Raw genomic sequence first — 21,451 nt, 5'->3', positions numbered from 1 at the left:
AGGGACGCGCTCAGGGGCCGATCACGCGGAGCTCCGCCCAGAGCCCCGCCACCGCCACGACGAGCGCCGGCGGGACCGTGAGCAGGCCGAGGCGCAGGAACCGGCCCAGGTCGGGTTCGTGGTCGTGGGCGTGCAGCACCCGCCGCCACAGGAGTGTGGCCAGCGAGCCGACGTAGGTGAGGTTCGGGCCGACGTTCACCCCGATCAGCGTCGCGAGCACGGGACCGGGGCCGCTCACGGCGGTGATCGGCAGCAGCACGAGCACGGCGGGCAGGTTGTTGAACAGGTTCGCGAGCACGGCGGCGATGGCCGCGATCGCGAGCAGTCCGAGGAGCGACGCCCCCTCCGGCACCAGAGGCCGTACGGCACGGCCCAGCCCGCCGTCCACCACCGCGCGTACGACGATCCCGAGCGCGAGCACGAACCCGCAGAACGGGAGGTCGGCGGACCTGAGCACGGCCCGCGCGGTCACCCGCCCCTGGGTAAGCGCGCGTACGGCCAGCACGAGCACGCCCCCGAGCGCGGCCCAGGCGGGGTTGACGCCCGCGGCGGACGCGACGACGAACCCTGCGAGAGTCAGCGCGACCGTGACGATCGCGAAGACCGGCACCCCTGGCGCTCCCGGCCCCGGCGCCGGAGCGCGGCGTTCCGCGGGCCGTAGCTCCGCCGCGAAGAACCGGCGGAAGACGGCGTACTCCACCGCGATCGCGGCCAGCCACGGTAGCGCCATGAGGGCCGCGAACCGCCCGAACGACAGCCCGCTCGCCGTGAACGCCAGCAGGTTCGTCAGGTTGGAGACCGGGAGCAGCAGCGACGCAGTGTTGGCGAGGTGGGTGCACGCGTAAAGGTGCGGGGCGGGGTGCACGCGCAGCCGTGACGTGGTGGCGAGGACCACGGGGGTCAGCAGCACGACGGTCGCGTCCAGGCTGAGCACCGCCGTGACCACCGAGGCGACCGCGAAGACCCGGATCAGCAGGCCCCCGGGTCCGCGCGCCATCAGCGCGCCCGCGGCCTCGAACAGCCCCTCCCGGTCGCAGAGGTGGGCCAGCGCGAGCACCGCGGCCAGGAAGCCGACCACCGGCAGCAGGCGCAGCACCTCGGCGCCGGCGACCTCCGGGGAGACCAGGCCCGCCAGGACCACCACGACGGCCGCGGGGGCGGCGGCCACGACCTCCGGCAGGCCCTTCGGCTTGACGACGGCGAAGGCGAGCACCAGCAGGAGCAGAACGATCGACGCCGCCTCCGCCACCGCTCTCCCTTCGCCACGCGCAGGAGGACGCTACCGGGAGCGCTCCGCCCGATCACGCGTCGGGGCCGGGAACCGGGAACCGGGGACGGTGAACGGGCCCGGGGCCGATTCCGGCCGCATCCCGTGGGGGGTCCACGCGCTCGAGCTTGGTCCAGCCGGTCCAGCCTCGCCCTTTCAACAGCTCGATCAGCCGACGGGCCGGCGGCACAGTGTCGAACGCCAGTGTGTCCATCAGCTTGACCAGCGGCGGCTCGATGTCGGTGTCGTCTATGTAGTCCTCGCCCTGTTCGTCGGCCAACCGCGAAATGTAGGCGGCCAGTTCGTCGGCCAGCTCGACCAGCCGTGGATCGTCGGCGGTCCGGTCGAGAGCCTGGCCCAGGGTGAGATAGAAGTCGATGAGCTGCGGGTCGGCGATCTGCTCCCGCTTGCGTGCCATCCACTCCGGGACTCGCTCGGGTGAGCGCGCGGCCAGCAGGATCCAGCCGTCGCGTTCGACCTGGACGATCCGCTCGTCGACCCCGAGCACCCGCAGCCGGTCGAGATACTCGACCACCTCCGGTGGCAGCGCCAGATTGTCCCCGGCGGCGAGCCGGGCGAGCTGCTCCCGGTGCCGCTGCCGCTGCCGGATCTCCGCCCGCAGCCGTTTGTCGATGTCGGCGACCGCCGCGGCGAACGCCTCTTCGTCGGCCCGCAGCAGCTCCCGCGCCCGTGCCAGCGGGACTCCGGCCTCGGCAAGGGTCCGGATCTTGATCAGTTCGATCACGGCGCCGGCGTCGTATCTGCGGTAGCCGAAGTGGTCCCGCTCCGGCTCCGGCAGCAACCCCTTCGCGTGATAGTGCCGCACCGCGCGCACCGTCACTCCGGTGTACGACGCGAGCTCACCGATAGTCAGCATCGCCCCAGTCTCTCCAGGGTGTGTTCAAGAGTCGGCCCGGCCGGCCATGCCTTGTGTACGCCGGATGATCCGGGCGATTTCCGGGGCGTGGGTGAAGACGAGCCGGTGGTCGGCGTCGAGCCGGAACGTGGCGATGTGCGGCTGCTCGCGGACCAGCCGCTCGACGCCGGCACGCCAGTTCTGATTGAGCTGCGGCGCATGCCCTTCGCCGCTGTCGCCGGCCATCCGGGTTGACATGATCATGTTGATCGGGCGGTCGATCTTCCTGTACCGGTCAAGGATGTCGGACCGAACCACATCGATCTCGACATTCAGGTCGAGAATCTCCTGGGCAGTGAGCAACACCTGACGCGCGGTGCCCCGTACGGCCTCCTGCTGCGTCGCCAGTTCCTCCCACATCGCGCGGAACTCCGACAGGAGGGCCCCGGTGACGAACGGCTCGGGCACCGGGTTCGCCCCGTCGATGAGAACAAGCTCCGCGACGGTGCCGGGATGCTCGGAGGCATAGTGCACAGCCAGGTCCGCGCCCAGTGAGTAGCCCACGAGCACGGGTGCCGCGGGCAGGTCGAGGCGTCCCAGCTCCGCGAACACGGCGATCAGATCACTGAGGAACCCCTCGAAGGAGTACCTGTCGGCGGCCGAGGCGAGGCCATGGCCCCGCAGGTCGAAGGTCACCACGTCGTGGTCGCGCCGCAGCAGCTCGGTCAGCTCGTGTAGGTCGGCCTGAGTCGAGTTCAGCCCAGGGCACAGGACCAGCGGCCGTCCCCGGCCGCCGCGAGACACCGGGATCGTGACCCCGTCGTGATGGATCGTGAAATGCCGCATCGTCCTGTCGCCTCTCTCGGCCCGCTCCCCATCGTCGCCGTGGTCGCCGTACGACTTGTGCGGTCCGGCGACCTCCGTCGCCCTGGATTTCGTGGTCATGCCACCATGCTGGGAGATTGACCCTGCGTCAGGGCCAACCATCGCGGCCCCATGACCTCCGCACACCCGCGATCGCCGGCCTGCGCCCCCACACCGGCCGCGGCCGGCTGTCGTGGGAGCGCGCCGAATATCCGTTCAATCAGGTCACCGAGAAGGACGACCGCCGTAGGCGCGGCTTGACCTCCCACCAGCTTCGCCACTCTCGGCTCGCCCATCCGGCCGAGGGCGGATGGCCGGCCCCGATGTTGATGGGGACCGGCGGCCACGAAAGCCCCCGTGGCCTGGCGGTCTACGCCGTCGTACCACGCAGGGAGAGCGTCGGCCGGGGCATGGCACGGAGGCGGTGCGCGGGATGCGGCCCGGCAGGAGCATCGAAGAATTCGGGGCTCAGACCCGCAAGCGTTCACGACTCTTGGGGCTGTGACATGGCATCGCCAGCATATGCTCAATCGTTCGCAAAATAGGAGGATCCATGGCAAATCGCCTATTTGTTGCCATTGCTGGCGCGCTGGTGGTGTCCGCGCTCGCGGGCGGCTGCGGGCGTTCGTCGTCGGGAACCGCCGCGGGCGAGGGCGCGGCGGCGACGGCGGACAAGTCCGCCAAGGATCTGGTGCCCGAGGCCGTGCGCAAGACCGGTGAGCTGCGGGTGGCCACATCCGAGGGGTACCCGCCGATGGAGATGTACAAGAAGGGCACCCAGGAGCTCACCGGAGTCGACCCCGACCTCGGCGCCGCCATCGCCGAGAAGCTGGGCCTCAAGTTCACCATCACCAACGCCGCCTTCGACGGCCTCATCCCCGGCCTCCAGGGCGGTCGCTGGGACATCGTGATGTCGTCGATGAGCGACACCGAGGAACGGCGCGGCGCGGTCGACTTCGTCGACTACTTCAACGCCGGCGGCGCGATCATGGTCAAGAAGGGCAACCCCGAGGGCATCAAGACCCTCGACGACCTCTGCGGCAAGACGGTGGTCCTCGCCAAGGGCAGCTCCAACCTGGCCATCGGCGAGCGGCAGAACGAGAAGTGCGCCACCAAGATGAAGATCATGCAGAGCGAGGACGCCCCGACCGGCCTGCTCTCCCTGGACTCCGGCCGCGCGGTCGCCACGATCGTCGACTCGCCCGTCGCCCACATGTACGCGAACGACACCGGCAACTACGAGGTGCTCTCCGAGCAGTACGACGCCGGCCCGTGGGGCATCGCGATCGACAAGCGCAACACCGGGCTGCGTGACGCCGTGGCCAAGGCGATGGGCGAGCTCCAGGCCGACGGCGGCTACAAGGGCGTGCTCGACAAGTACGGCGTCGGCGCCAACGCCGTGTCCGAGGTCATGGTGAACACCGCGCCATGGAAGTGACCTCCACCGGGAGCTCCGCCGGATCCCAGGACGGCGAGCCGTCCGCCCAGGTGCCGGTCGAGCTGCCGATCGAGGCGGTGCGGCCCCCGCGCCCCGGCCGCGTGATCGGTGCGGGCGTCGCGCTCCTCTTCCTGGTCTGGCTCGCGTACACGGTCATCGTCAACGAGAACCTCCACTGGGACGTGATCGTCTCGTTCCTCATGGACGGCCGGATCCTCGGCGGCCTGTGGGTGACGATCCAGCTCACCGTCTTCTCGATGGCGATCGGCCTGGTCCTCGGCGTGCTCGCCGCGGTGATGCAGCTCTCCGACAACCCCGTGCTGCGCGGCACCTCCGGCCTCTACACCTGGTTCTTCCGGGGCACGCCCCTGCTGGTGCAGCTCATCTTCTGGTTCAACATCGGGCTGGTCTTCCCGAGCTTCGGGATCGGCGTGCCGTTCGACGGGCCGAAGCTGATCGAGTGGCAGGCCAACGAGCTGATCACGCCGTTCACGGCGGCGCTGCTCGGCCTCGCGATCAACGAGGGCGCGTACATGGCCGAGATCGTGCGGGCCGGCATCCGCTCGGTGGACCCCGGCCAGCGCGAGGCCGCCGAGGCGCTCGGCATGTCGCACGGGCAGGTGCTGCGCCGGGTCGTGCTCCCGCAGGCGATGCGGGTGATCATTCCGCCGACCGGCAACCAGTTCATCTCCATGCTGAAGACCACGTCGATGGTCTCGGTGATCGCCGGAGCCGAGCTGCTGACCGTCGCCCAGCGCATCTACCTGGGCAACTTCGAGGTCATCGCCATGCTCATCGTGGCGTCGATCTGGTACGTCGTGCTCACCACGATCGCCAGCATCGGCCAGCACTTCATCGAGAAGCGGTTCGAGCGCGGCCACGCCGCGCTGGGGGCACGGGTCCGCCGCAACCTGCGGCCGTTCGCGAAGGAGCCGGCATGACGACCGGGCAGGCCGAGCCGATGGTCAAGATCCGCTCGCTGCGCAAGCGGTTCGGCTCGGTGGAGGTGCTCAAGGGCATCGACCTCGACGTGCCGCACGGCCAAGTGGTGTGCGTGGTCGGCCCGTCCGGGTCGGGCAAGTCGACCCTGCTGCGCTGCGTCAACCGGATGGAGACCATCGACTCCGGCCGGATCTGGGTGGACGGCGAGCTGATGGGCTACGCCGAGCGGGGCGGCCGGCTGCACCTGCTGGCCCCGGCCGAGCTGTGCCGCCAGCGGCGGCCGATCGGCATGGTGTTCCAGCGCTTCCACCTGTTCCCGCACCGTACGGCCATCGAGAACGTCATGGAGGGCCCGGTCACCGTGCTCGGCACGTCCCGGGCCGAGGCCCGGCGGCAGGCCACCGAGCTGCTGGAGCGGGTCGGTCTGTCCGACCGCGCCGATCACTACCCCGCCCAGCTCTCCGGCGGCCAGCAGCAGCGCGTCGCCATCGCCCGCAGCCTGGCGATGCGGCCCAAGCTGATGCTGTTCGACGAGCCGACCAGCGCGCTCGACCCCGAGCTGGTGCAGGAGGTGCTCGCGGTCATGCGCGACCTCGCCGCGAGCGGCATGACGATGATGGTCGTCACCCACGAGATGGGCTTCGCCCGCGAGGTCGGCGACCAGCTCGTGTTCGTCGACGGTGGTGTGATCGTGGAGCGGGGAGACCCCCGCGAGGTCCTCGCCGCGCCCAAGAACGACCGTTTCCGTACCTTCCTCGGGCAGGTTCTGTGAGCCGATTCGACCTCCTGATCCGCGGCGGCCTCGTGTTCGACGGGACGGGACGTCCCGGCCGCGAGGCGGACGTCGCCGCCGACGGCGGACGGCTGACCGTGCTGCCGCCCGGCGCCGCCGTGGACGCCGCCGAGGTGATCGACGCCCGCGGCCGGGCCGTCGCGCCCGGGTTCATCGACGTCCACACCCACTCCGACGGCGTGTCCCTGCTCCGCCAGGACGACCGCGAGCTGGTGCGCGCCTCGGTGATCCAGGGTGTGACCACGGAGATCAGCGGCAACTGCGGGTCCGGCCTGTTCCCGGCGCTGCCCGATCGCGTGGACGCGATGCGGGCGGACACCCGGGTGACCTTCGGCGGCGACGTCGGCATGTATCAGGACTTCGCGGGATTCGCCGAGGCGCACGCCCGGGTGCCGAGGGCCAACCACATCGCCTCGCTCGTCGGCCACGGCACCCTGCGCTCCGGAGTGCTCGGCCCCGTGGACCGGCCGGCGACCCCCACCGAACTGGCCGCCATGTGCGACCTGCTCGACCGCGCCCTCTCCCAGGGCGCCGCCGGGCTCTCCACCGGCCTGATCTACACCCCGGGCACGTACGCGAGCACCGACGAGGTGGTGGCCCTCGCCGCGGTCGCCGCCCGGCACGGCAAGCCGTACGTCACCCACCTGCGCGACGAGATGTCCCGCGTGGAGGAGGCGCTGGAGGAGGCCGTCGAGATCGCCCGCCGCAGCGGCGCGGCGCTGCACGTCTCCCACCACAAGACGGCCGGCAAGTACGCCTGGGGCCGCACGGAGCGCACCCTGCCGAGGATCGCCGAGCTGCGGGCCGGCGGCATGGACGTGACCTGCGACGTGTACCCGTACACGGCGGGCAGCACGGCGCTGGCCGCGATGCTCCCGCCGTGGGCCAACGACGGCGGCATGGCCGCGCTCACCCGCCGGCTGGGCAGCCCCGAGGAGCGGGGCCGGATGCGCCGCGCCATCGCCGAGGGCGTGCCCGGCTGGGAGAACACGGTCGGCAACGGCGGCTGGGACCGCATCTCGATCGCCTGCGCGCCGCGCAACCCGCAGACCGAGGGCAGGACCGTCGCCGACCTGGCCGCCGCCGCGGCGGCCGACCCCCTCGACATGGTCGCGGAGCTCCTCCTGTCCGAGGGCGGCGAGGTGACGATCATCAGCCACTCGATGATCGAGGACGACGTGCGCCGCGTGCTGGCCGCGCCGTACGCGATGATCGGCTCGGACGGCGTGCCCAAGCCGGGCGGCCGGCCGCACCCGCGCTGGGCGGGCACGTTCCCACGCGTTCTCGGACACTACGTCCGCGAGCTGGGGTTGCTCACGCTGGAGAGCGCGGTGCACAAGATGACCGGAATGGCGGCCGCCAGGTTCGGGCTCGCCGGGCGCGGTGTGATCCGCGACGGCGCGCACGCCGACCTGGTGGTCTTCGACCCGGACACGGTGGCGGACGGCGCGACCTTCACCGATCCGCTACTGCCGCCCTCGGGCGTGGACGCGGTCGTCGTGGGCGGCGCGGTCGTCGTCCGCGAGGGTGTGGAGACCGGCGCGCGGCCGGGAACGGTACTGGCGCTTTGACGGTGGAGTGGAGATTGAGCAGCGGGATCGATGAGGCCATGACGGTTGACGAGCGGGTGCGGGCGGCGGTCGCCCGGGTCGAGGAGGTCGCCGCGTCCTGCCCAGGGACGCTCGCCGCCTGCGTGCCCGGCCTGATCGGCGTGAACGAGGACGTCGAGCTGCCGCTCGCCAGCACGGGCAAGCTGCTGCTGCTCGCCGCGGTCGCCCAAGGGGTGGCCGACGGCGAGCTCGACCCCGGCGAGCCGGTCGAACTGGCCGATGACGACTACGCGGCCGGCTCCGGCCTGCTGACCGGCCTGTCCGCCCGGACCTGGACGATCGGGGACCTGGCGCTGCTCACCGCGTCGGTCAGCGACAACACCGCCACGAACGCGCTGCTGCGGCGGCTCGGCCTGGACCGGGTCGACGCGGTCGCGGCCGGGCTCGGGCTGGTCAGGACCCGGATCCTGGACCGGATCAGGGAGCCGCGGCTTCCCGTCCACCCCCCGGCCTTCGCCCTCGGCACCGCCCGGGAGCTGGCCGCCCTCGCCGCCTCCCTGGACGGCCCGGAGCCGTGGAAGCGCCTGATGCTCGGCTGGATGGCGCACAACACGGACCGCGGCCTGGTGCCCGCGCTCCTGCCGCACGACCCCGAGGACCGGGAGATCCGCACGGCCGTGCCGTACCCGGGGGTGTGGGTGGCCAACAAGACGGGCACCGACGCGGGGACCCGTGCCGACGTGGGCCTGCTCGTCGGAACCCGCCGGGTGGGGTACGCCGTGCTGGCGCACGGACCGGAGGGCGGCGAGCACGACCTGGTCCTGGCCATCCGCGAGGTGGGCCGCGCCGTCGCCGCGCTCGTCCACTGACGTGTCTACCTGCCGCGCCTTCGGCGCGGCAGGTAGACACGTGGCGCCCGAAGTCGGCTCGTGCCCTCCTCGCTCGGGGCTCGTCCCTCGCCCGCTCGCTCGTCGGTTACTTCACCGCCGCGCCTGTGTCTAATTGCCGCGCCTTCGGCGCGGCGGGCTCGGGGCGCCCTTGAGGCGATGTCTTCCCTCGTCGCTCGGGGTCGCTCGTCCCTCGCTCCCCGCTCGCTCCTCAGTCCAGAAACCGCCGCGCCCCGCGTGAGCGAAGCGAGCGCAAATAGACACAGCCCCTCGCGGTGTCAGCGCAGGGCGATGCGCATCCGGGCCGAGGCGTCGCGGAGGTAGTCCAGGAAGGAGCGGAGCGCCGGGTTGGGGTTGGTCGGCCGGGACGCGGCGCCGATCCTCCGATAGAGCTTGGGCGCGTCCACCTGGCACACCTGGATGCCGCCGGCGCCGTGCGCGCCCAGGCTCGGCACCAGCGCCACCCCCAGCCCGGCCCGCACCAGGCCGAGGGTCACCTCGTAGTGGTCGCTGCGGCACCGGATGGTCGGGCTGAACCCCTCCAGCGCGCTGGCGCGTTCCAGCACCGACACCGGCGTGTCCGTGCCGTACGTGGTGATCCACGGCTCGTCGGCCAGGTCGGCGAGCCGCACCCGGGGGCGCTGCCCGGCGGGGTGCCCGAGCGGCAGCACGAGCAGTTGCGGCTCGTCGAACAGGTGGGTGACCTCCACGCCCTTCGGCGGCTTCCACGGGTCGAGCGCGTGCTCGAAGACGACGAGCACGTCCAGGGCGCCCCGCTCCACGTCCGGCAGCAAGTCGTGCGGCTGGCCGAGGACGAGGTCCAGCTCGACGGCGGGATGCCGGGCGGTGAAGGTGGACAACGCGAGCGGCAGCAGCCGGTAGCCCGCCGAGGCGAAGAACCCGATGCGGAGCTGCCCGGCGTCGGCCCGTGCCTGGGCGAGCAGGTCCTTCTCCGCGGCCTCGATCAGGTCGAGCACCTCGTGCGCCCGGGTGGCGAGCCGCCGGCCGGCCGCGGTGAGCCGCAGGCTGTGCGCCGCGCGTTCCACCAGCCCCACCCCGGCCTCCTCCTCCAGCCGGGAGAGCTGGTGGGAGACGGCGGAGGGGGAGAGTCGCAGGTTACGCGCGGCTCCGGCGATGCTCCCCGTCCTGAAGACCTCGAGAAGCACCCTCAGGCGGTGGCTGCTCAGCATCCACCCAGTATCGGTGCATTACCGGAGCAGGCCGACCCCGCTGAAGCCGTCGACGCCGGGGAGCTTGGGCAGCTCGGGCTCGCCCTCCTCGGGACGCCAGTCGCCGGTGGAGACCAGGCCCGGCTCCACCAGCTCGAAGCCGTCGAAGAAGCGCAGGATCTGCGTCTTGGTCCGGGGCGTGGCGTTGCCCGCGGAGGTCCGCGCGTACAACTCGCGGCCCTCGCGCAGCGCGTCGTCGTCGAGGTCGCCGAACGAGAGGTGGCTGATGACCATCGCGCTCCCGGGGGCGAGCCGGTCGCGCAGCGTCCTGACCACCTGCTCGGCGAGGTCGTCCTCCGGGATGAAGTGCAGGACGGCGAGCATGAGCAGCCCGACCGGCCGGTCCAGGTCGAGGTGCCCGGTGACCCGCGGATCGCCGAGGATGGCCGCGGGATCCCGCAGGTCGCCGTCCACGACGATGGTCCGGGGGTTGTCCGCCAGCAGGGCGCGCCCGTGGGCGAGCACGATGGGGTCGTTGTCGACGTACACGACACGGGAGTTCGGGGCCGCGCGCAGCGCCACCTGGTGCACGTTCTCCTGCGTGGGCAGCCCGGCGCCGATGTCCAGGAACTGGCGGATCCCCGTCCCGGCCAGGAACTCCACCGCGCGGCTCAGGAAGCGCCGGTTGGCCTGCACGCCCTCCCGCACGTTGGGGGTGAGGGCGATGACCTTCTCGGCCGCGGCCCGGTCGGCGGCGAAATTGTCCTTTCCGCCCAGCAGGTAGTCATAGATCCGCGCCACGCTTGGAATGGTCGGATCGACCCCTGGGGGTGCCTGTTCCGTGCTCATCTGTCCCGTCTCGCTCTAGTTCGACCGTGACCAGGGACGCTAGTCGATCGCCGCGCGATAGGCGATTAAAACCCTCATATCGTTATATTTCGCGCAGTCCGGGCCGGGTTCCGGCCTTCTCGTACGCCGTGCGGACGGCCAACGGCGTTCTCCGCCCTAGACCCGCCGGGAACGCCGGTCTCCCCGGCCCCTGCGCCGCTCCCCGTCGCCGTTCGGAACGGTGGTTGCCGCAGAACTTCGCACCCCGCGCCGGGCGGCGGCTTCCGGAGAGCCCGCCCCGCACCCGCCCGGCGCGCCGCGAAATGTGATCTGCCGGAAATATCCGTCCCGTACGGCCAAGCGTCGCCGATTCGGCGCTTCTGCGGAATGGCCGGCGACCGCCAATTCAAAAGACTTGTAAAGGCATCTCTCAGTACTTCGTGTCTCGCCTGTGGAAAGGCTCCGTGGCGTGTCTCCTAGATAGCCGTATTCGCCTACTGCCTTGGAGGCCGAACATGAAGAAACTGCTTTACGTCGGTGCGCTCGCGCTCGGCGTTCTGGCGACCGGCTGCGGTTCCGGCACCGACACCAGCGGAGCCAGCCCCGTCGCCGGTGAGGAGACCTCGCCCGGCATGATGTCTCCCTCGGAGATGATGACGCCGATGCCCGCCGAGACCGGCCCCGCCAGGCTCTCGGTGATGCCGACGAGCATCGGCAAGATCCTCGTCGGCTCCAACCAGCACACGGTCTACCTCTTCGAGAAGGACAAGAACGGCAAGTCGTCCTGCACGGGCGCCTGCGCGGAGGCCTGGCCTCCGGTCCTCTCCGAGGGCAAGCCCGTGGCGGGCGAGGGCATCAAGGCGAACCTCCTCGGCACCCACAAGCGCGCCGACGGCAAGATGCAGGTGACGTACAACAACCACCCGCTGTACTACTTCGTCAAGGACGAGAAGCCCGGCGACACCAAGGGTCAGAAGCTCAAGGACTTCGGCGCCGAGTGGTACGCGGTGGGCCCGGACGGTAAGAAGGTGGGCTAGCGCCGGCCGCCTCGGTTCCCGAGGTTCCGGCTCCACCCGACACTCGTCGCCCCGGGCTCACCGGCCCGGGCGACGAGCTCTCCGGCGTCGCGGCAAGCGGCGCCCGACCCCGCCGGTCCGCCCGGCGACCGGTGCTCGGGGGCGAACCGCTACCCTGACCGGTGATGTATCGATTCGTGTTCACGCAGGTCCTGAGCCGCCTCGACGCGGAGGACATCCACCATTGGACGATCAGGGCGCTCCGCCTGGCGGCGGTCCTCCCGGTCGCCAAACGGGTGCTGCACCGGCGGCTGGCCCCCCGTGACGAGGCGCTCCGCGTCCGCGCCTTCGGAGTGCACTTCCCCGGCCCCTTCGGCCTGGCCGCCGGGTTCGACAAGAACGCCGAGTGCTTCGAGGCGCTCGCGGCCTTCGGGTTCAGCCACGTCGAGGTGGGAACCATCACCGCGCGGCCCCAGCCGGGGAACCCGCGGCCCCGCCTCTTCCGGTTGACGAAGGACCGCGCGATCATCAACAGGATGGGCTTCAACAACTCGGGAGCCCGTGCCGCCGCGGCCCGGCTGCGCCGTCCCCGGGGGATTCCCGCGGTCGTCGGGGTGAACATCGGCAAGACCAAGGTGGTGCCCGAGGAGCGGGCCGCCGAGGACTACATGGCCAGTGCCAAGGAGCTCGCGCCTCTCGCGGACTACCTGGTCGTCAACGTCAGCTCGCCCAACACTCCCGGGTTGCGCAACCTGCAGGCCGTCGAGCTGCTCCGTCCCCTCCTTGAGAGCGTTAAGAGCGTGGCGGGCCGCACGCCGCTGCTGGTGAAGATCGCGCCCGACCTCGCGGACGAGGACGTGGACGCGGTCGCCGACCTGGCCGTCGAGCTGGGCCTGTCCGGCATCATCGCCACCAACACCACGATCGGGCGGCCCGGCGTCGTGAGCGACGAGGCGGGCGGGCTGTCCGGCCGGCCGCTCAAGGCCCGGTCGCTTGAGGTGCTGCGCCGGCTGCACGCCCGGGTGGGCGACCGGCTGACCCTGGTCTCCGTCGGCGGCGTCGAGGATCTCGACGACGTGTGGGAGCGCATCCTGGCCGGTGCGACCCTGGTCCAGGGATACACCGGCATGATCTACGCCGGTCCGCTGTGGGCCTCGCGCATCCACCGCGGGCTCTCCCGGCGGCTCCGCCGGCACGGCTACCGTTCGATCTCCGAGGTCGTCGGAGCGGCCGACCGCCTCGGTTGAGGCCGCTCTCCACACCGCGACGACGGCCCGCGTCCCGAAGCACGGGGACGCGGGCCGTTCGTCGCATAAAGGGGCCGGGACCGATCGCCTGCGACGACCCCGGCGGCGGTCACATGCTGGGCCGGGTGGAGTCCGCGGTGAGGGTCATCTCGTCCAGACGCCGCATGACCTCCTGGACGTCGATGACACCCGGACGGTGCCGCCTGGCCCCGCCGCCCCGCTGCCACGGCCGCGGCCCCTCGAGCGGGCGGTACTCCACTCCGAAGGCGTCCAGCCGTTCGAGATGGCGGGCGAGCCGCTCGGTGAAGTCCGGCCGCGCCGGGCCTCCCGTCCAGCCCACCTCGGCGGCGGCGCAGCCACGCGGCCAGGCGCGGTAGTCCAGCGTCCGGCCGTCGGGGATGCGCTCGCTCCAGAGCTGGAACTGCAGGCCGGCGACCCGGGCGCGCTCCGCGTCCTCCCACGTCGCGGGGGCGGGCTCGAACGCCGCCACGTCCGCGACCGTGGTGGTCTCGCCGATCGCCAGCGGCTCCTCGGCCGAGGCCGCCTCGCCGTAGTCGAAGTACGTCGGGAAGACCGGGGTCGCCACCAGCTCGTGCCCGGCGGCGGCCGCGCGGCGGCCCACGGCAGCGCCGCGCCACGGCATGACCAGCGTGTCGTCGCGCAGCATCCCGCTGACGAACGCCTCGTCCCAGACGACCGCCCGTACGCCGCGCTCGGCGAGCAGGTCGGCCAGCCGGCGCAGGAACCAGGCGTGCAGGTCGCCGGACGAGTCCAGACCCAGCTCCGCCTGGTACGCCCTGATCTCGGCGGACGCCTCCCACGCGTCCAGCACGCACTCGTCCCCGCCGATGTGCAGGAACGGAACCTCGCCCAGCGCCTCGATGATCTCGTCGAATACGGCGGCCAGGAAGTCCACCGTGCCCGGCAGCGGCGAGAGGATCGCCGGGGAGATGCCCCAGCGGTCCAGCACGTGGTGCCGCTCGCCCGGGGTCGCCCCCAGCGACGGGTATGCCGCGAGGATCGCCGAGGCGTGACCCGGCACGTCGATCTCGGGGACGACGGTCACCGCCCTCGCCCGCGCGTACGCGCCGATCTCGGCGAGGTCGCGGAGCGTGTAGTAGCCGCCGTGCGGCACCCCGTCGTAGGTCGGCTCCTCGTGGTAGAAGCTCGTGATCGTCCGGGTCCGGTGCGAGCCGACCTCGTGCAGCAGCGGGTACGCCCTGCTCTCCAGCCGCCATCCCTGGTCGTCCGCCAGGTGCAGGTGGAGCCGGTTCATCTTGTGCAGCGCGAGCAGGTCGATCATCCGCAGCACCTCCCGCTTCGGCAGGAAGTTCCGGGACACGTCGAGATGCGCGCCGCGCCAGGAGAACGCGGGGGAGTCCTCGACCCGCCCGCACGGCACCCGCCACTCGGTCCCCGGGAGCGCGACCGACCGGAACGCCTCCACCGGCAGCAGTTGCCGCAGTGTCTGACCCGCGTAGAACGCCCCCGCCGCAGCTCCGGCCGCGATCAGCACCTCGTCCTCGCCGATCGTGACCGCGTACGCCTCGGGCCCCAGGCCCGGGTCCCGGGTCACCCGCACCCGCGCGGACGCGTCGTCCCCGCTCCCGAGGTCGAGGACGGCGAGCGCGAGCCGTACGGAGTCGACCAGGTCGGCGGGGCCCGACACGGCGGTGCCGGGCGTGAAGGCGAACGATCCCGGCGCGCTCTCGGCCAACTGTGGGCGGGGAAGCAGGTGATCCATGGCTGAATCATGCCAAATCGCTCACTCCGCGCCCACGGGTCTGAGCTGACCGGATCAGGACACGTAGGTCGTGATCCCCTTCGCCAGCGCCGCCGCCGCCTTCTGGCGGAACTGCGGGTTCTTCATCTTGGCCGCGTCACCCGCGTTGCGCATGTTCCCGACCTCGATGAAGATCTTGGGCACGGTCGAGAGGTTCAGCCCGCCGAGGTCGTTCCTGAAGTCCAGCGCGTTCTTTCCGATGTAGGTCGAGTACGGCTGGCCGGTCCCCGCGTGGAACGCGTTCCGGACCGTGACGCCCAGCTTCCGTGAGTCGTTCACCACCGGGTCCACCGGGCCGTTGATCTTCTTCGGCATGATGATGTGGAAGCCGTGCCCGCTCGCCGGGGCCCCGTCGCCGTGGATCGAGATCGCGGCGTCCGCCTTGGCCTTGTTGCCGATCGCCGCCCGTTCGGTGATGCACGGGCCGACGCCGCTGTTGCTGTCGCGGGCGAGCTTGACCGTCGCACCCTCCGCCCGCAGCAGCTTGGCCAGCCGGTTCGAGACGTCCCAGGTGAAGGCGGCCTCGCTGTACCCGTCGTTGGTCGAGGTGCCGGTCGTGTCGCACGGCTTGCGCTTGGTGAGGACGTTCACCGGCTTGTTGACGACCTCGGGATGCTTGAAGTTGCCGCCGTTGTGCCCGGGATCGATGAGGATGACCTTGCCTGTGAGCGGCTTCGCGGCGGGACCGGTCGGCGCCGTGGCCGCCCGCTCGGAGACCTTCCCCGTGTCGACCGCGGCCGTACGGCTCTGCGGCGCGACGGGGGCCGAGGCGGCGGTGTGCCCGGTGTTCGCCCCGCCCGCGGCGGCCTGACCCGCCGTGCCACCGCACGCGGCGACTCCCAGCCCGGAGCAGGCAAGAATCGTGGCGATGAGTGGTCGTCTGATCACGCTTGGATCCCTTCGCAGAAGTCAGCTCACCAACCTACGCGAGCTGTCCGCGTGATCAGACGCTATGTCGGCGTTGTCGGGTAAACGAGGTCACCAAGCGGGCTCCGTGATCTCCTGCTTCTCCAGAAGGGCGGCCAGTTCGCGGGCGTCCTCGGCGTCCAGGCCGAGGACCACCCGGGGCCGCCCCCACGGATGGTCGATCGAGTGGGCGACGTAGCTGGCCACGGACTCCCCGCCGACCTCGCTGCTCCGCCCTCGCGTCTCCAGCCAGTGCGCCCAGGCCCGCTCCAGTTCGGCGGCGGCCCGCTGCGCGCAGGAGACCAGTTCCGGATCACGCATGAATCCCCCCGTTGTCGCTCTGGCCGCCCACCGAGCGACCCGCCGGGGGTCGGCGTCTTGCCCCGAGTCAACACCCTCGACGAGCGGACGCCGCGCCGGTTGACCTAGCTTTGGACATCGCTTGGAGCGGGCCCGGTGCTGTGCCGTACGACGATCTGGGGCGTGACCTCGCGCAGCCGACCGGCCTTCCCCGGCTCGGTGATGCGCTGGCTGAGCAGGGCGGCCGCCGACCGGCCCATCGCCCGGCGCGGCTGGTCGACGCTGGTCAGCGACACGTGGTTGATCGCGGCCAGATGCGTGTTGTCGTAACCGATGACCGACAGGTCCTCGGGCACCCGCAGACCCAGCTCGCTGGCGGCGGTGAGCGCGCCCATGGCGACGATGTCGTTGGCGGCGAAGATCGCGGTCGGCCTCGGCTGCCGCTCCAGCAGCGCCCTGGCGGCCCGCCGCCCGCCCTCCTCGGTGAAGTCGCCGTGCTCCACCATGATGTACGGCGCGAGCGCGTGGCGGCGCATGGCCACCAGGTAGCCCTCGCAGCGGCACCTGGCCGCCGACGACGGCGCGCCCTCGATGTGCGCGATGCGGCGGTGGCCCAGCTCGACCAGATGGTCGACCGCGAGCCGGGCGCCGAGCTGGTCGTCGTCCACCACGATGTCCACGCCGTCGAGATCGACGTCGCGCTCGCCCACCACCACGGTCGGCGTGTAGGCGGCGGCCTCGGCGAGGGTGTGGCTGGACGGGGCGACCCCCAGCAGGACCAGGCCGTCCACGCGGAGTTCGAGGAACGCCTCCACGGCCTCGTCCTCGAACGCCGGGTCCCAGCGGCCGCTGCCGATCAGCAGCCGCAGGCCGTCGCCGTGGAGGCTCTCCTGCAGGCCGTCGAGGCACTCCGCATAGAACGGGTTGTGCAGGTCGGCGACGAGCGCGCCGACGAGGTGGGTGCGGCCCTCGACCAGGCTGCGCGCCACCGCGTTCGGCCGGTAGCCCAGCTCCCTGGCGGCCTGCAGCACCGCCTCCCTCCGGTGTTCGCTCACGTGCGGCGATCCCCGGAGCACGAGCGACACCAGCGACTTCGAGACGCCGGCACGCTCGGCCACGTTTCGGATCGTCGGCCGTGGCCGCGGGCTGAAGCCATCGGGCAGTCCCGCGGCGGGCGCGGACACGACGGCGTGCCGGGCGGTGGTCTGTATGGACGGTCCTGACATGGTTCTCCCCACACGATGCGCGGACGTGCACCTGTCTGACCAAACGATCGAGAAGCCGTAAGGGTACGGGTTTCTCTCGGCAACGCCCGTATTTCCGGGGTTATCCGCCGCGGAGGCGCGGGTACGAGCGGCTCCCCGGCGGGGATAAGCCGAGCATGATCAAATCACGCGAGAGTTCCGATCGTGCTCCGCTAGTCTGCGGTGTGTGCGCGCGATATCCCGGGCGGAAAGCGACAGGAAGACTCCGGACAGGGCGGCCGCGCGACCGGTCCGCCGCCGGCTCAGCGTCGATCGGCGTCGCGAGGAGCTGATCACCGCGGCGCTGGAGCTGTTCAGCAGGCGCGAGGCCGAGGACGTCTCGATCGACGACGTGGCCATCGCCGCGGGGGCCTCGCGGGCGCTCGTCTACCACTACTTCGGCGGCAAGCAGGAGCTCTACCTCGCCTCGCTGCGCAGCGCGGCGGAGGAACTCGAGGCCCGGCTTCGCCCAGAGAACGCCGGACGGCCGGTGGAGCGGCTCTCCCAGGCGCTCGGCCGATACTTCGACTTCGTCGAGGAGCACGCCGCCGGTTTCGCGGCGCTGCTCAAGGGAGGCCCGGCCAACCGGGCGGGCGAGGTGGGCGAGATCGTCGAGGGCGTACGGCGACGCCTGCTCCGGATGATCATCGAGGAGATGCGGGTCGCCGATCCCGGCCCGGTGCTGCGGATCACGCTCAGATCGTGGATCGCCTCGGTGGAGACCGCGGCCCTCGACTGGCTGGAGCATCGCGACATGGAGCGGTCGGAGCTGGAACGCATGCTGATCGACCACATGACCGCGCTGCTGGAGGTCGCCGGGCGACACGACCACCGTGTACGGGAGATCGTCACGGTCGAGTAGACGTCCTGATCGGGAAGAAAGCACCTCGGGGGGACGGTGGCGCCGGGAGGGCGGCGCCTACGGCACCTCCCGTGGCCCGTAGCGGCCACGGGCGTGCGATGCCGTGATGGACGCGCTCACATCTCTTGCGTCCCTGACGCGAGCGCGCCGTCTCCCCTCGACCGGCGGACGACTCTCCCTCGAACCGGTGGGCGACGCCCGGACCTACTCGGAGCGCTGCTGCGGAATCCCCGCCAGCAGCGCCCGGACCTCGGTCTCCCGGTAGCGGCGGTGCCCGCCCAAAGTGCGGATGGACGTCAACTTGCCCGCCTTCGCCCACCGAGTGACGGTCTTGGGGTCGACGCGGAACATGGTGGCGACCTCCGCCGGGGTGAGCAGTGGCTCGGCCTCGGGTGTACGAGCTGACATGTGTGCGGCCTCTCCTCCGTTGGACCGGCGACAGCGATCCTGCGACTTGTCCTGGCGCTTGTCACGGATGTCCGCCAATGATCCATAAGTGCGGTTTCATGGATCATTTTCGGTATCACCCGATGTGACCATACAGCCACGTAACGCGATTGGCGAGCCCTCTGGGAGCAACGCCACGACCACGTGGTGATGTCACGCTCGGTGATTCTAGCGACACGCTTCGTGGTATCGCAGTGAAAACGGCAAACTACTCAGTTCGCAGATGTTGAGATCGAACATCTCATGACCCAATAGTGCAGGTCTGGGGGTGCGATATGGGCTTTAGTTGGCAGACTGGAGAGCCTGGATCGACCTCCAGCGAAGTACGACACGCTGGTACATCGCGAAAGCAAGTTCTTCCTGACCGTTGTCCAAACCAGTGAGCGCGGCGGAAAGCTCCGCGACCGACTGGTCGGCCTCCAGGGTCTTGTCGTCCATGAGGTGGACCAGGCCGCCGTAGTCGAGCTCCACGAGCGAGTGGGGGTGGAACTCCTCGAGCCACCTGCCGATGTCCTCGAAATCGGCGTACGCGGCGGTCTCGGGCGCGTGCCTCCTGATCACCCCGAGCGCCCTGGCCACCCGCCGACGCGCCTGGGCCATCGAGGTGACGTACAGCATGGTGCGCGCGGGGGCGGCCACGGCCTGCGCCGGCTGTTCGGGGCTCTCCACCGGCTCCCCGCCCAGGACGAGCCACCGCTCCGTCGAGTCGAAGGGGGCGAACCACGACGTCGGCACGTGCCAGGTGCTGCTCCTGATGTGCGTGCGCAACGGCGTGCCCGACCGCTTGTAACGGTCGAAGTCGTCGGCCGTCCGCTCGGCGACCGCCTGCGGCACGAACCGGTGGGCCAGCTTCACCGGGGTGCTGCCGCGGAACGCGGCGAACGCCAGCCAGGACCGCAGCCTGCTTTGCCACGGGCAGACGTAGAGCACGTCCTCGACCCGGCGCAGGTACGCGTTGCGGCTCTCCTGCTCGGGAGCGGGCGCCGGTGGGACGCCGACGATCCGGCGGACGGCCTCGCCGTGCTCCACCTCCAGCGCGCCGGCCCGGCGCGGGCGGTCGCGGGACTCGGCGTATGCGGCCCAGATCTTCTGGTCCCGGGGGGAGAAGGCGGCCAGCGGCTCATAGACGCGGAGGTAGGCGGCATAGGGCAGCACACCTGAATCGTGCCACGAGGCCGGGGACGCTGGGGAGGGCCGTCTCGGCTTTTCATGATCCGAGGGCCGCGGCCCGGTTAGGCTGTGGACGGCCCGCTCTCGACCTCGGCGTCGCCCCACCCCTTGCGACGGCGGATCGGCCGGGCGGGCAGAAGGATCCGCCGTAACGGAGCGGCGGACAGAAGCGGTCAGGAGTCACCACCGTGATCGACGTCTTCGGGCTCTCCCACAAGGACAGTGGGCCCCTCAGCGTCACGACCGGAGCGGACCGGAACGAGTCCGCGACGGAATCCCCCAGTTCTCCCGGCAGGCGAGGCCCCCGGCACGAGCAGGTCGTCTTCTGCTCGGACGAGCGCAGCGGCCTTTACGCGATCATCGCCGTCTACAGCACGGCGCTCGGGCCCGCGCTCGGCGGCACCCGGTTCTATCCGTACGAGAGCGAGCAGGCGGCGCTGGCCGACGTGCTCAACCTCTCCCGGGCCATGGCGTACAAGAACGCCCTCGCGGGGCTCGACCTCGGCGGCGGAAAGGCCGTGATCATCGGCGACCCGTCCAGGGACAAGAGCGAGGCGCTTCTGCGCGCGTACGGACGGTTCGTCGAGTCGCTCGGCGGGCGCTACTACACCGCCTGCGACGTCGGCACCTACAGCGAGGACATGGACATCGTCGCCCGCGAGTCGTCCTATGTGACCGGGCGGACCCCGGCGCACGGCGGCGCCGGCGACTCCTCGATCCTCACCGCGTTCGGCGTCTTCCAGGGCATGCGGGCGGCCGCGGAGCACACCTTCGGCAGCCCCACACTGCGCGGCAGGCGGGTCGGCGTCGAGGGAGTCGGCAAGGTCGGCCGCAGGCTCGTCGACCACCTGCTGGAGGACGGCGCCGAGGTCGTGATCTGCGACGTCAACGAGGAGGCCGCCGATCTCGTACGGCGCAGCCGGCCCTCGGTGGACGTGGTCGCCGACACCGCCGCGCTGATCGCGTCCGACCTCGACGTCTACGCCCCGTGCGCGCTCGGTGGCGCGCTGAACGAGACCACCGTCCCGCTCCTGCGGGCGCGGGTCGTCTGCGGCGCCGCCAACAACCAGCTCGCCGACCCGGGCATCGGAAAGCTGCTGGTGGAACGCGGCATTCTGTACGCCCCGGACTACGTGGTGAACTCCGGCGGAGTCATCCAGGTGGCCGACGAGATCGAGGGTTTCAACATGGAGCGAGCCCGGGCGAGGGCCGCCCAGATCTTCGACACGACGGCCAGAATCTTCGCCCTGGCGGCCGACGACGGCGTCCCGCCTGCCACCGCTGCGGATAGGCTGGCCGAGCGCAGAATGTCGGAAGTGGGGCGGCTTAGGGGCATATGGCTCCGCCGCTGACCGCTGACGCCTATACGGCGTACCGAGCGGCGCGCAAAACAGGTACGGTTATAGGCGAACGAGAGACTGGCGCCTAAAGTCAGGTGGCGCCAGTGCGCGGTGCGTTAGCGACGAGGGGTCCGGTGCGACCCCGCATGAGGGGGTCGAGCCAATGGGGCGCGGCCGAGCCAAGGCCAAGCAGGTCAAGGTCGCCCGCCAGCTGAAGTACAACAGCGGCGGGACTGATCTTGAGCGTCTGCGCGCGGAGCTCGGAGTCGTGGACGAGGGCGATTCCGGCCACAGTGACGAGCATGACCCTTACGACGAGCTGGCTGATCGGTACGCCGATTACGCCATCGACGATGACGAGGGCGAGGGCAAAGACTCGTCCCGACGCCGTTAGCCGTTCCTGACAGCGGTCGAGGTTGAAACACCCGGCGGGGGCCCTTTCCACGCCGGGTGACTTCACGTTGTCCGGGTCCGATCGAGCGCCCCGGCCCAGCCGGGGCGCCTTTTGGCGTACGGGCCGGCCGACGGCCGGCCCGGGATCG

General features: G+C 71.2%; 21 protein-coding genes. 10 read left to right on the top strand and 11 right to left on the bottom strand.

Annotated elements, in window-relative coordinates; translation table 11 throughout:
• Positions 1–10: 10 nt before the first annotated feature.
• The 3 genes from AWQ68_RS03305 to AWQ68_RS03295 are packed head-to-tail and all read right to left on the bottom strand — an operon-like array spanning position 11 to position 3,068.
• Positions 11–1,249, bottom strand: a complete 1,239-nt coding sequence (locus AWQ68_RS03305; RefSeq protein WP_066934443.1) for an ArsB/NhaD family transporter — start codon at positions 1,247–1,249, stop codon at positions 11–13.
• A gap of 52 nt (positions 1,250–1,301) precedes the next feature.
• A complete protein-coding gene (locus AWQ68_RS03300) occupies positions 1,302–2,144 on the bottom strand; it encodes a MerR family transcriptional regulator (RefSeq protein WP_066934441.1) in 843 nt (280 codons plus the stop codon).
• A gap of 24 nt (positions 2,145–2,168) precedes the next feature.
• Complete coding sequence (locus tag AWQ68_RS03295) at positions 2,169–3,068, bottom strand: alpha/beta fold hydrolase (RefSeq protein WP_066934438.1); 900 nt, start codon at positions 3,066–3,068, stop codon at positions 2,169–2,171.
• A gap of 472 nt (positions 3,069–3,540) precedes the next feature.
• Here AWQ68_RS03295 and AWQ68_RS03290 point away from each other — a divergent pair, with 472 nt between their 5' ends.
• The 5 genes from AWQ68_RS03290 to AWQ68_RS03270 are packed head-to-tail and all read left to right on the top strand — an operon-like array spanning position 3,541 to position 8,579.
• Entirely contained in the window at positions 3,541–4,425 is an 885-nt protein-coding gene (locus tag AWQ68_RS03290) for an ABC transporter substrate-binding protein (protein ID WP_066934435.1), read from the top strand.
• Positions 4,416–5,366 (top strand): amino acid ABC transporter permease, encoded by a 951-nt coding sequence (locus AWQ68_RS03285; RefSeq protein WP_084463603.1) that lies wholly within the window; start codon positions 4,416–4,418, stop codon positions 5,364–5,366. Before AWQ68_RS03290 ends, AWQ68_RS03285 begins: the two co-directional genes overlap by 10 nt.
• Positions 5,363–6,139, top strand: coding sequence for an amino acid ABC transporter ATP-binding protein (locus AWQ68_RS03280; RefSeq protein ID WP_066934432.1), 777 nt, complete (start codon positions 5,363–5,365; stop codon positions 6,137–6,139). The genes AWQ68_RS03285 and AWQ68_RS03280 overlap by 4 nt, the downstream gene beginning before the upstream one ends.
• Complete coding sequence (locus tag AWQ68_RS03275; protein WP_066934429.1) at positions 6,136–7,731, top strand: N-acyl-D-amino-acid deacylase family protein; 1,596 nt, start codon at positions 6,136–6,138, stop codon at positions 7,729–7,731. Before AWQ68_RS03280 ends, AWQ68_RS03275 begins: the two co-directional genes overlap by 4 nt.
• Before the next feature lie 38 nt (positions 7,732–7,769).
• A complete protein-coding gene (locus AWQ68_RS03270; RefSeq protein WP_066935508.1) occupies positions 7,770–8,579 on the top strand; it encodes a serine hydrolase in 810 nt (269 codons plus the stop codon).
• 296 nt (positions 8,580–8,875) lie between these two features.
• On the opposite strand, the gene AWQ68_RS03265 is transcribed toward AWQ68_RS03270, so the two are convergent.
• Together AWQ68_RS03265 and AWQ68_RS03260 are read right to left on the bottom strand one after the other, a co-directional pair.
• Positions 8,876–9,787 (bottom strand): LysR family transcriptional regulator, encoded by a 912-nt coding sequence (locus AWQ68_RS03265; RefSeq protein ID WP_066934427.1) that lies wholly within the window; start codon positions 9,785–9,787, stop codon positions 8,876–8,878.
• Between the two features lie 18 nt (positions 9,788–9,805).
• On the bottom strand, positions 9,806–10,615 hold the full coding sequence (locus AWQ68_RS03260) for an SAM-dependent methyltransferase (protein WP_066934423.1): 810 nt from the start codon (positions 10,613–10,615) through the stop codon (positions 9,806–9,808).
• A gap of 494 nt (positions 10,616–11,109) precedes the next feature.
• On the opposite strand from AWQ68_RS03260, the gene AWQ68_RS44120 reads away from it, so the two are divergent.
• Together AWQ68_RS44120 and AWQ68_RS03250 are read left to right on the top strand one after the other, a co-directional pair.
• Positions 11,110–11,631 (top strand): COG4315 family predicted lipoprotein, encoded by a 522-nt coding sequence (locus AWQ68_RS44120; RefSeq protein WP_066934420.1) that lies wholly within the window; start codon positions 11,110–11,112, stop codon positions 11,629–11,631.
• Positions 11,632–11,795: 164 nt separating this feature from the next.
• Complete coding sequence (locus AWQ68_RS03250; protein ID WP_066934417.1) at positions 11,796–12,857, top strand: quinone-dependent dihydroorotate dehydrogenase; 1,062 nt, start codon at positions 11,796–11,798, stop codon at positions 12,855–12,857.
• Positions 12,858–12,966: 109 nt separating this feature from the next.
• On the opposite strand, the gene AWQ68_RS03245 is transcribed toward AWQ68_RS03250, so the two are convergent.
• The 4 genes from AWQ68_RS03245 to AWQ68_RS03230 form a co-directional block, all read right to left on the bottom strand.
• The gene (locus AWQ68_RS03245) at positions 12,967–14,601 is read right to left on the bottom strand and encodes a beta-N-acetylhexosaminidase (RefSeq protein WP_066934414.1); all 1,635 of its coding nucleotides are present in this window, start codon (positions 14,599–14,601) and stop codon (positions 12,967–12,969) included.
• Between the two features lie 54 nt (positions 14,602–14,655).
• Positions 14,656–15,528, bottom strand: a complete 873-nt coding sequence (locus tag AWQ68_RS03240; RefSeq protein ID WP_066934410.1) for an N-acetylmuramoyl-L-alanine amidase — start codon at positions 15,526–15,528, stop codon at positions 14,656–14,658.
• A gap of 90 nt (positions 15,529–15,618) precedes the next feature.
• Complete coding sequence (locus AWQ68_RS03235) at positions 15,619–15,867, bottom strand: hypothetical protein (RefSeq protein WP_066934407.1); 249 nt, start codon at positions 15,865–15,867, stop codon at positions 15,619–15,621.
• A 104-nt stretch (positions 15,868–15,971) separates the two neighbouring features.
• Complete coding sequence (locus AWQ68_RS03230; protein WP_084463602.1) at positions 15,972–17,072, bottom strand: LacI family DNA-binding transcriptional regulator; 1,101 nt, start codon at positions 17,070–17,072, stop codon at positions 15,972–15,974.
• A gap of 205 nt (positions 17,073–17,277) precedes the next feature.
• Here AWQ68_RS03230 and AWQ68_RS03225 point away from each other — a divergent pair, with 205 nt between their 5' ends.
• Positions 17,278–17,952 (top strand): TetR/AcrR family transcriptional regulator, encoded by a 675-nt coding sequence (locus AWQ68_RS03225; RefSeq protein WP_245655726.1) that lies wholly within the window; start codon positions 17,278–17,280, stop codon positions 17,950–17,952.
• Positions 17,953–18,156: 204 nt separating this feature from the next.
• On the opposite strand, the gene bldC is transcribed toward AWQ68_RS03225, so the two are convergent.
• A complete protein-coding gene (gene bldC, locus AWQ68_RS03220) occupies positions 18,157–18,360 on the bottom strand; it encodes a developmental transcriptional regulator BldC (protein ID WP_013133571.1) in 204 nt (67 codons plus the stop codon).
• Positions 18,361–18,681: 321 nt separating this feature from the next.
• A complete protein-coding gene (locus tag AWQ68_RS03215; RefSeq protein WP_066934406.1) occupies positions 18,682–19,554 on the bottom strand; it encodes a DUF8083 family protein in 873 nt (290 codons plus the stop codon).
• Positions 19,555–19,757: 203 nt separating this feature from the next.
• On the opposite strand from AWQ68_RS03215, the gene AWQ68_RS03210 reads away from it, so the two are divergent.
• Both AWQ68_RS03210 and AWQ68_RS03205 read left to right on the top strand, forming a co-directional pair.
• Complete coding sequence (locus AWQ68_RS03210) at positions 19,758–20,921, top strand: Leu/Phe/Val dehydrogenase (RefSeq protein ID WP_084463601.1); 1,164 nt, start codon at positions 19,758–19,760, stop codon at positions 20,919–20,921.
• Positions 20,922–21,072: 151 nt separating this feature from the next.
• Positions 21,073–21,303, top strand: a complete 231-nt coding sequence (locus AWQ68_RS03205; RefSeq protein ID WP_066934403.1) for a DUF3073 domain-containing protein — start codon at positions 21,073–21,075, stop codon at positions 21,301–21,303.
• Positions 21,304–21,451 lie beyond the last annotated feature (148 nt).

Origin of the sequence: Microtetraspora fusca (assembly GCF_001570365.1) — a bacterium.
GTDB classification, from domain to species: domain Bacteria; phylum Actinomycetota; class Actinomycetes; order Streptosporangiales; family Streptosporangiaceae; genus Microtetraspora; species Microtetraspora fusca.
This window is presented reverse-complemented; position numbering and strand designations above follow the sequence as displayed.